We start from the raw sequence: 9,202 nt of genomic DNA on the forward strand, positions 1-9,202 counted from the left end.
CGGGCAATAACCTATCGGTGAAACCGTAGATTTTTTATCCGAATGCTTCGCCCCTACAGGACGCGGGCCGATGAAGACGCAAGGTTTTGAAGCACGATTCTCTCAAAATCTTGCACCTGTTTCGCGAGAAAAGCCACAAAAACCTTACCTTGCCTACATTTCACCTTTATTCAGCAAGCCCTAATTAGGTGGGTTAAACTAAGTTAACCCACCGGAATCATTGCGTTTATTTTTAAGGTAAAATCAAAAAACTTCCCTGACAGAAAAGAGTTTGATCGTCGAGAATAAAAGATTTAATCTCCACATCTTTGCCTAAATCGACGGTAAAAGGTTGCAAATCAATAGATAAATCTGGGGCTAAACCTTGCCATTGTCGGGGACTAATCCCTAAAGTGCGGGCATCTTCTAGGGTAATATCAGCGCTAAAAATTACTTCTGCACCTGTTTCTCTGTGGCCCAGAAGAGAGAAATAACCCTGATTTAAGAGAACATTTTTCCAGTTAAAACGCTGTTGTGAGATAATTTCTCTGGCGTTAACAATTCCATTATTTTCTAGGGAAAAAATTAGTAAATCCGCCAAAGCATTAACCAAAATAGTCGAGGCGATCGAATTATTTAAATCCTGCTCGTTAATTTCCACCTCACCGCTAACCCGAATAGGTTCCAAAATTTTTAGGGGTTTCCCTCGCAAAACCTGCCCGATATTAAGACGAATATTTTCCCCTCTTAATTGCGCTTTACCTAGATGTAAACCCTGATAAATCGCTTTTCCTACGGCTAAAAATACCCCGGGGATATAACCGCGCAAAATTTGCCGATCATGACCTTGCAGCTGCATTTCTAAATCTTCTATCTGTTCTACTTGCGTTCTTAAGAACAGACGTACTGCTGGCGGCAAAACCTTACTAATAATCTCACTTTGAGTATTGACCCACATAAACGTTATCTCACTCACTCCACAATGTTTCTAATTGTAACAGAGCTAGATCGATCGAACCATGAGGGGCCGCCGTCAGCTATCATACTAAATCCGTTGAGTAGAGGCGAGTTATGAGGAGAGGCAAAAGGCAAAAGGCAAAAGGCAAGAGGCAAAGGGGAATAAATAATCAGTTTTTAAGTAGGTAGGCGTTAAAAATTATCAGATGCCCCCCTTATCAAGGGGGGAAGGGGGGATCGGCACCCCCCTTATCAAGGGGGGATTAAGGGGGGATCGAACCTAAAATTCATTTTTAATTTAATTATAACCAACAACTTAATAACTGGATTTGGTATCAGTTATAGGTAAAAACTTCGCTACTTCCTTTTCACTGATTACTGATTACTGATCACTGACAAGCCCCTAATTCTTAGGTTTTTGAGGCGTTGAGGGAATTAAAACGAGGGGAAAGATAGGCGACTAAAACCCCGAGGGCAAAACCGATTAAATTGCGGAAAAGGGGCAGTAATTCACTGGTGCGAGTAACCACCGGTCCGATGCCAAAAGCAACAAAGAGGATAAACCAGAGGGGAGAGACAATTAAAACCCATTGCCAAGCGAAAACCTGTCCTTCTTTGCGGGGAATACCGGCAAAACCGAAGACTAAACCGCCGACAATTGAGGTAATTAAAGTTAAAATCCACTGTTCCCTCGGTAAACCGGGGACCACCGCACAACCACCTTTAACTAAACAGCCTTTTACCGTGTCCAAGGATTGTACGATCGCGTTATTTTCGCCATTTTCCCGGACAAAATACATATTACCGAAACGGGCCTGTAATTCGATCCAAAAAGTGCGGGGTAAAAATTCATAGACGGCATCACCAATACTAAAAGATAGTAGATTACCGCCGCGACCATCGGCCACTAGGAGAATACTTTTATCATCCAATCCCCAGAAATTAATCACGGCCCGGCCGGGGCTGCGGTCATATTGGGTTAAAACTCGCATTTTCCAGCCGGTTTCCCCTTGAAATGTCTCGATATCTCGGATTAATGCCTCTTCCTGTTTTGCGGGTAGATAATTGGCTAAATCAACGATCGGAGTGGCTTGATTGGGCAGTAATTCGGGATTATTCACCGCTAGAGCTTGATCCGGGCAGATAATCCAACCCAGACAGCTAATGACACCAATGACAAGAGCGATCGAGATTCCTCGGCAAAAACGATTGAGCATAGCACTTCTAGACAATGAGAATTTTTTCAGCAAGGGTGTAGGCTAACTTTCAGTTTCTTTACACTTATTTACTTTATCTTAAGGGAATTCTCAACTTTAGTCACCCAGTTATCGGTCATCAGATGCGAGTTTTCAGTTCACTCTCCAGAAACTCAACTCAAGCTGATGAGGTCTCAACCAGTGGCATTAACTGGATCTTTTGCCAAAATGGAGTAAATATAGTAGCGGGGGGATGGTCAATGACAGCACAGGAAGTATTAGAGTTAATTCAACGGGCAAAAGACGAAAGAGCGGGGAAGTTGGATCTGTCCAACAAAAACTTAACAGAAATTCCCCCCGAAATCCCTCAACTCACCTCCCTGCAGCACCTCATCCTCAGCATTAACCAAATTAGTGAGATACCAGAAGCGCTCGCTCAACTCACCTCCCTGCAATACCTCTATCTCAGCGATAACCAAATTAGTGAGATTCCAGAAGCGCTCGCTCGACTTACCTCTCTGCAAAGCCTCGACCTCGACAATAACCAAATCAGCGAGATTCCAGAAGCGCTCGCTCAACTCACCTCCCTGCAAGAACTCAACCTCAGAAATAACCAAATCAGCGAGATACCAGAAGCACTCGCTCACCTCACCTCCCTGCAAGAACTCAACCTCGACAATAACCAAATCAGCGAGATACCAGAAGCGCTCGCTCACCTCACCTCCCTGCAATTCCTCTTTCTCTACAATAACCAAATCAGGGAGATTCCAGAAGCACTCGCTCAACTCACCTCCCTGCAACGTCTCGACCTCGACAATAACCAAATCAGCGAGATACCAGAAGCGCTCACTCAACTCACCTCCCTGCAATACCTCGACCTCAGAAATAACCAAATCAGGGAGATTCCAGAAGCGCTCGCTCACCTAGTCAACCTGAAGCGATTAGTCCTCGAAAATAACCCGATTACCAACGTTCCCCCGGAAATTATTCGTCAGGGATGGGGTGAAACAATATTGGATGATGGCAACCCGCAGGCGATTTTTAGTTATCTCAAGGATAAAGGGGAAAAACGCCCTCTTAATGAGCTTAAAGTTTTATTGGTGGGGGAGGGGGATGTGGGGAAAACTTCCCTGTTAAAGCGGTTACTACACAATACCTTTAATTCCGGAGAACCCAAGACCCCCGGCATTAATATTGAAAAGTGGCAACTGTCCCAAAAACCCGATATTCGCCTCAATATCTGGGATTTTGGCGGTCAGAAAGTGATGCAAACCACCCATCAGTTTTTTCTGACTAAACGCAGTCTTTATCTGCTTGTCCTCGACAACCGCAAAAACGAACAGCAAAACCGTCTGGAATACTGGTTAAAACTCATTGAAACCTACGGAGGCAATTCTCCCGTGATTATCGTGGGTAATTGTGCCGATGAAAATCCCCCGCAAGTTAAGATCCGCACCCTCCAGAAAAAATATCCCCAAATCACCAAGCTAATCGCCACTTCCTGTAAAACCGGTGCGGGAATCGAGGAACTTGTGCAGGAAATCGCCTCTCAAATCGATGCTATTCCCCATATCAAAGATTTATTGCCTAATAGTTGGTTTCACATCAAAACTCAACTAGAAGCGATGCAAAAGAGTTATGACTTTATTTCCTACGAAAAGTATCAGGAAATGTGTCAGAAAGCCAAGATTAAAGAGGCCAGCGATCAAAAAAGTTTAGTGCAGTTTCTCCACGATCTCGGTATTGTCCTCAACTACCAAGATGATCCGCGACTGAATGAAACCAATGTCCTGAACCCAGAATGGGTAACTGACGGTGTTTATGATATTCTCAATAATCACGATTTGATGGTACAAAAAAAGGGCATTCTTTCACTGCCAGATCTGCCAAATATTCTCAAACAACCCCAACGTTATCCCGAAAATAAACGCGGATTTTTGATGGATTTGATGGGAAAATTTGAACTCTGTTTTCCCCTTGATGGTTACAGTCCCGATCGCTATCTAATCACCGATCTTCTACCCATCGATGAACCGGATGTGGATATCTACGAAAACGCACCTTTACACTTCCAGTACCGTTATGATATCCTGCCCGGTAGCATTATTTCCCGCTTTATCGTCCGTAATCACCAGATGATCTATAAAACCATGCGTTGGCGTAGTGGTGTGGTTCTGACAATGGATCTTAATAAAGCTTTGGTGCGTGCCGACGAGGAAGATAACTACATCAGCATAAAAGCCCAGGGTTCCCGTGCTAGTGCGCTTTTAGCTATTATTAAGACAGATTTTCAGAAAATTCACGCTACTATCCCTAATTTAGCCGTACAGGAAAAGTTAGTGATTCGAGAATTGCAAGGGGAAAAACCCACCGGGGTAGAAGTTCCCGTCGATTATCTCCATCTGATAGAACTCGATCGCCAAGGTATCGTCGAAGCAACTCTCCCCGGTTTGCGCGGCAAATATAATATCCGCGATATCTTAGAAGGGGTGGAATCTAAGACAGAAAGAGCAAGAGATCTCGATATAAGGGAGGAACGTGGCCGCAAAAGCCGAGAAAAACGCCCTATGAGTCCCAAAACGCCAGAAACTCCCAATCTCCTGAAACCTAGTCTCGCTTTGTTGCTGGTTTTCGCTGTGGTTGCTTGTATAGTTGCGGTGTTTGCCCATTTTGTGCCAGATTCAAAGCATATTACCAGCGTTTTGACAATTATTTTTATCTTTGCTTTTATTGTCTTTGTGTTATTGCTCTTGACGGGTAAAATCAATCAAACGACCTTCAATCAGCTTTTTGAAGTTTTGTCGCGATTTATCCCTACTTTTAAAGGACAAGAACCAAAAACCAACAACGATGACACCCCCCAAGAAACCCCCAAATCGGAGCAGTAAAGATTTGCTTACCACAGAAAAGTAACTTAGGCGAAAAAGTTTACAAATATTTAGGGTTTGCTGAATAAATGTGAAATGTAGGCAAGGTAGAGGTTTTGTGGCTTTTCTCCCGAAACAGGTGCAAGATTCTGAGAGAATCGTGCTTCAAAACCTTGCGTCTTCATGGTTCCGCGTCCTGTAGGGGCGAAGCATTCGGACAATAACTTATCGGTGAAACCGTAGATTTTCTATCCGAATGCTTCGCCCCTACTTTTTCAGCAAACCCTATTTAGGGTTTGCTGAAAAAGTTTGTTGGTGGGGTTAGGAGTTGAGAGTTGGGGTTTTAGGGAGTTGGGGTTTGAGGGTTTTGGGGTATTAGTCGAAATTCTCCTATCTCCCCACTTCCCCACTTCCCCACACCCTACACCCCACACCCCACACCCCACACCCTACACCCCACTGCCCCATCTCCTTAACTGCGTTTCCAAGTATTCCAAGCGACTTTAAAACCGATCAAGAGGCGACGGCTGCCACGATCGAGCTTGCTAAGACCAGCTTTAGCATTACCGAGACTGCGATCGACTCCTTGGACAACTTGGCGGGTACTTTTGACCCCTTCATCGATATTGTCGGTTAATTCGCTGATTTCTGCCCCTGTCAGGCGAATTGCTTCTAGAGTCGGGGGAAATTCCCGATGGAGGGTATCGAACAATTTTTCGGCACTGCGGGCAGCCCGGGCTAACTCTTGCAGGGCAGGCAAAGCAGCGATGAAAACCGCCGTTAAACTAACGGCGACTAGCAGTAAAGAACATCCTAGCCAGAAAATAGGTTCGGTCATTTAATGGTCATTCGAGTGATGATTATCGCCTTGGGGGGATTCTTCCGAGTCGGGGAAAGGATTGTCCGTGGCTAGACTTTGACTAGCTTCGATTCCGGCTGTCACCGCCTCTTTTAATCTCATTAAAGTATCATCCCAATTACGCCGGGCTGATTCCGATAGGCGATCGGCCTGCAATTGCATCGTTGTGGTCAGATCTTCGGCTAATTCAGGCAAAGCCCTGGCGGATTTTTGCAGAATTCGACGGGTTTCTTTTCCAGATCTCGGCGCTACTAATAAACCCGCCACTGCCCCGATCGCACTGCCCACTAAAACCCCGACGACGAATAAGCCACCGTTACCGTTATTTTTATCTGCCATAGGATTGCCCCTGTACTTAATTCCCAATTTTACGAGGAATTACACTTCTCTTGTGCAGTTTCTTCGGCAAAATTTTGGACTGTTGCTCTTGGCAAGCAAAAACAGACCTAGAAGGGATAACTTGAGAAAAAACTAGCGATCGGGCAAAACCTGATTTTATTGCTGACTTTGAGCAAATAAGGGAGTGAAAAAGAAGAACCTCTGGGAGTCTTGCCGTGTTTCGACCCCAAAGGTTCCTCTCATGCTGAACTTATACTCCTCACACGATATTTATATTACACACAATCCGCTGCTTTTGTCAAGGGGTTTATGAAATTTTTTCCATAGACTTCTGGCCAAATTAATTTTTTAGGGTCGGTAGGCGCTCTTGCCGGGGACAGTTAAGTAGGGTTTGCGGCAAAAAGTTTTTCCTGGGGGCAGGGTGTGGGGTGTGGGGTGTGGGGTGTGGGGTTTTATCGATTTTCAGGACAAAAGTAAAGTTAACTGTGGGGTAAGGAGAACGTATGTTGGGTTGAAGCATGAAACCCAACGCCCGCATGGGTTACGCTACCGCTAACCCATCCTACAAATAATTGTGCCTCCCTACTTATCAGACTAAATCCTGTTTAAAAGCCATGGCAGAGTGAGGAGAGGGAAGTAGGGGGTGGTATCAACTATTGCCTTCAAGCCATGTTTTTAAATCTCGTTCTGGTTTGGCCACATTGAATAAATGTAAACCAAAATCCTCTGAAATATCTTGACAAATTTTCACTCCTCTGATACTGTTGCCTTTTTCATCTAAAAGGGGCGAAAAAGTTCCAATTCCTAACTGATGGGGAACTACTGCCGTAATTCCGCCCCCGACACCGCTTTTTGCCGGTAATCCTACCCGATAGGCCCATTCTCCCGAAGCGTCATACATTCCACAGGTAAGCATAACACTGATCACATCTTGAACGTAGTGTTCATCGATCGCCCGTATTCCTGTGATTGGGTTGACACCGCCATTAGCCAAGGTAGCGGCCATCAGGGCTAAATCGTGAGCATGGACGAGGATGGCGCATTGTTGACAGTAAAGGTCGAGGGTTTCTTCAATTTTATCGCTAACCATGCCAAAATTTAGCATCAGATAAGCCATGGCCCGATTGCGATTGCCAGTGGATTTTTCCGAGAGAAAAACGGGGACATTAATCTCGTGATCCCTACCCGTATAGCGTTTAAACATTTCCAAAATACGTTTTAGCCTTTCCGTGGCATTCTGTCCGGTGATTAAATCCGTGGTAGCGATCGCACCAGCATTAACCATAGGATTATAGGGACGATTGGTTTTTTCATCGAGAATAATCGAGTTAAAAGCTTCTCCCGTGGGTTCAACCCCGACTTTACTGTTAACGTATTCCCTTCCGTGATCTTCTAGAGCTAATCCAAAGACAAAAGCTTTAGAAATCGATTGTACTGTAAAGGTTTGCCGACAGTCTCCCACCTCAAAAATCTGACCGTCAGTGGTAATTACCGAAATACCAAACCATTGTGGAGCTGCTAGGGCTAATTCAGGAATATAATCGGCGATCTTACCCGTCTGTAAATCAGAGTATTTGTCGTGAAGATAGTTAAGATAGTTGCGAAAAGGATAGACCAACTTTTGACCAGAATTGACCGGACTAATAAAATCTTTTGGGGAAGCCATAGAGGAGTATAGCAGTTATCTTAATAATGAGTGACAAAGTTGTGGTTTTGGCTAGTCAGTGGCCGGTATTGAGGAGACGATGCCCAATGAAGTTATAATGAGATTAACTGCCGTAATTTTGCTTGTAAAGTCTTTTTGCCGAATTTAGTTACAGTTTGTTGACGCAACCATTGCGGGTGACAACGTTGATCCTGACCTGGCAAAATTTCTAGACAAGCTTGGGCCACCTTTTCGGCATCTCGATAGGGAACGCGCCACCCCACCAAACCATCCTGCAGCGGTTCTGCTGAACCGTCCTCATCCCCAGAAATCACGGGAATACCACAGGCCATCGCTTCTAGGTAAACAATCCCGAATCCTTCCCGGGAGGGCATAACGTAAGCATCGGCCAAACGATAATGGTCGGCTAATTCCTCCGTCGGGACAAAACCCGCGAAAATTACCTGTTTATCCACTCCTAACTGCTTGGTTAAAGCTTCTAACCTGGGGCGATCGTCCCCACGTCCAATGACTAGATATTTTACTTCGGGATAAGTCTCTAGAATTGTCGGCAGGGCCCGAATGGTAACATCTACCCCTTTATGGATATCCCCCGACCACAACCGGGCCACTGTTAATAAAACTTTGGCATTTTCCGTATCATATTTTTTGATTAATGTCAAGGACTTTTCACCTAAATTAAACTTTTCTTCATCCACCACACAGGGGAGAATCGCTACTTTTTTGGGATCGATAGCGTTAGCCTTACACATAAGATCGCGAGTGTAACGGCTAATTGTCCAGATCGAGGCGGCCGCTTGCAGGGCCTGTTTTTGGGAATTTGGTAAAGGTTCCCAGACTTCATTGCCGTAGGTGAGGACGGTGTAGGGTATGCCTAAAGCTTGACAGTAAAGACGGGTGAGGGGGGCTAAATTTATATGACCACAAAAAACCCGTTGGGGACGTTTCCAGAGGAGAGAAACTAGAAACTTAAGGGCTAATTGAATGCGTCCGAGAGTTGCTGAGTTATTTTTCAGGTAATGAAAGGTAATACCTTGATTTTTGAAAGGATTAGGACAATCAGGGGCATCCCGCAGTAAAAAAACCTCGGCCGCCTCGCAATCGGGCAAAGTGAGATAAGCTTGCAGGACATCCTTGATATAGGATTGAATACCGCCTTCTTGGGAAAAAATCTCTAAAAATAGGAAGATATGAGGCATCATCGGAAATTTTGGGTCTGAAACCCCGCCGTTTTACGGCGGCTTTGCTGTTAAATCTTAGCGCATTTACAAAATATGTGTTAGAATGTGAGGTATGGAAAAAGCCTATTCGTTTCGATTTTACCCCACACCCGAACAAG

At 44.8% G+C, this 9,202-nt stretch carries 8 protein-coding genes; 2 read left to right on the plus strand and 6 right to left on the minus strand.

Going from position 1 to position 9,202, the window contains the following annotated elements; translation table 11 throughout:
• Window positions 1-232 precede the first annotated feature (232 nt).
• Entirely contained in the window at window positions 233-937 is a 705-nt protein-coding gene (locus IM456_RS07395) for an LmeA family phospholipid-binding protein (RefSeq protein WP_149986248.1), read from the minus strand.
• 409 nt (window positions 938-1,346) lie between these two features.
• Window positions 1,347-2,153 carry a TPM domain-containing protein gene (locus IM456_RS07400; protein ID WP_002736671.1) on the minus strand — a complete coding sequence of 269 codons (807 nt, stop codon included), beginning with the start codon at window positions 2,151-2,153 and terminating at the stop codon, window positions 1,347-1,349.
• Window positions 2,154-2,392: 239 nt separating this feature from the next.
• Between IM456_RS07400 and IM456_RS07405 the strand changes: the two genes are divergently transcribed.
• On the plus strand, window positions 2,393-5,020 hold the full coding sequence (locus IM456_RS07405; protein WP_287694140.1) for a leucine-rich repeat domain-containing protein: 2,628 nt from the start codon (window positions 2,393-2,395) through the stop codon (window positions 5,018-5,020).
• A 451-nt stretch (window positions 5,021-5,471) separates the two neighbouring features.
• On the opposite strand, the gene IM456_RS07410 is transcribed toward IM456_RS07405, so the two are convergent.
• The 4 genes from IM456_RS07410 to IM456_RS07425 form a co-directional block, all read right to left on the minus strand.
• A complete protein-coding gene (locus IM456_RS07410) occupies window positions 5,472-5,837 on the minus strand; it encodes a hypothetical protein (protein ID WP_008201269.1) in 366 nt (121 codons plus the stop codon).
• Window positions 5,838-6,197 carry a YtxH domain-containing protein gene (locus IM456_RS07415; protein WP_149986250.1) on the minus strand — a complete coding sequence of 120 codons (360 nt, stop codon included), beginning with the start codon at window positions 6,195-6,197 and terminating at the stop codon, window positions 5,838-5,840.
• A 649-nt stretch (window positions 6,198-6,846) separates the two neighbouring features.
• Entirely contained in the window at window positions 6,847-7,863 is a 1,017-nt protein-coding gene (gene glsA / locus IM456_RS07420) for a glutaminase A (RefSeq protein WP_052277536.1), read from the minus strand.
• Window positions 7,864-7,955: 92 nt separating this feature from the next.
• On the minus strand, window positions 7,956-9,065 hold the full coding sequence (locus IM456_RS07425; RefSeq protein ID WP_149986251.1) for a glycosyltransferase family 4 protein: 1,110 nt from the start codon (window positions 9,063-9,065) through the stop codon (window positions 7,956-7,958).
• A 91-nt stretch (window positions 9,066-9,156) separates the two neighbouring features.
• Here IM456_RS07425 and IM456_RS23260 point away from each other — a divergent pair.
• On the plus strand, window positions 9,157-9,202 hold a 46-nt coding region (locus IM456_RS23260), incomplete at its 3' end, for a helix-turn-helix domain-containing protein (protein WP_353737100.1).

Source organism: Microcystis sp. M079S1 (genome assembly GCF_020246425.1).
GTDB classification, from domain to species: Bacteria; Cyanobacteriota; Cyanobacteriia; order Cyanobacteriales; family Microcystaceae; genus Microcystis; species Microcystis aeruginosa.

Excerpts from the sequence above, each read along its gene's own strand:
- IM456_RS07425 (WP_149986251.1), bottom strand. The coding sequence starts at position 9,065 with ATGATGCCTCATATCTTCCTATTTTTAGAGATTTTTTCCCAAGAAGGC.
- IM456_RS07400 (WP_002736671.1), bottom strand. The coding sequence starts at position 2,153 with ATGCTCAATCGTTTTTGCCGAGGAATCTCGATCGCTCTTGTCATTGGT.
- glsA (WP_052277536.1), bottom strand. The coding sequence starts at position 7,863 with ATGGCTTCCCCAAAAGATTTTATTAGTCCGGTCAATTCTGGTCAAAAG.
- IM456_RS07395 (WP_149986248.1), bottom strand. The coding sequence starts at position 937 with ATGTGGGTCAATACTCAAAGTGAGATTATTAGTAAGGTTTTGCCGCCA.
- IM456_RS07405 (WP_287694140.1), top strand. The coding sequence starts at position 2,393 with ATGACAGCACAGGAAGTATTAGAGTTAATTCAACGGGCAAAAGACGAA.
- IM456_RS07410 (WP_008201269.1), bottom strand. The coding sequence starts at position 5,837 with ATGACCGAACCTATTTTCTGGCTAGGATGTTCTTTACTGCTAGTCGCC.
- IM456_RS07415 (WP_149986250.1), bottom strand. The coding sequence starts at position 6,197 with ATGGCAGATAAAAATAACGGTAACGGTGGCTTATTCGTCGTCGGGGTT.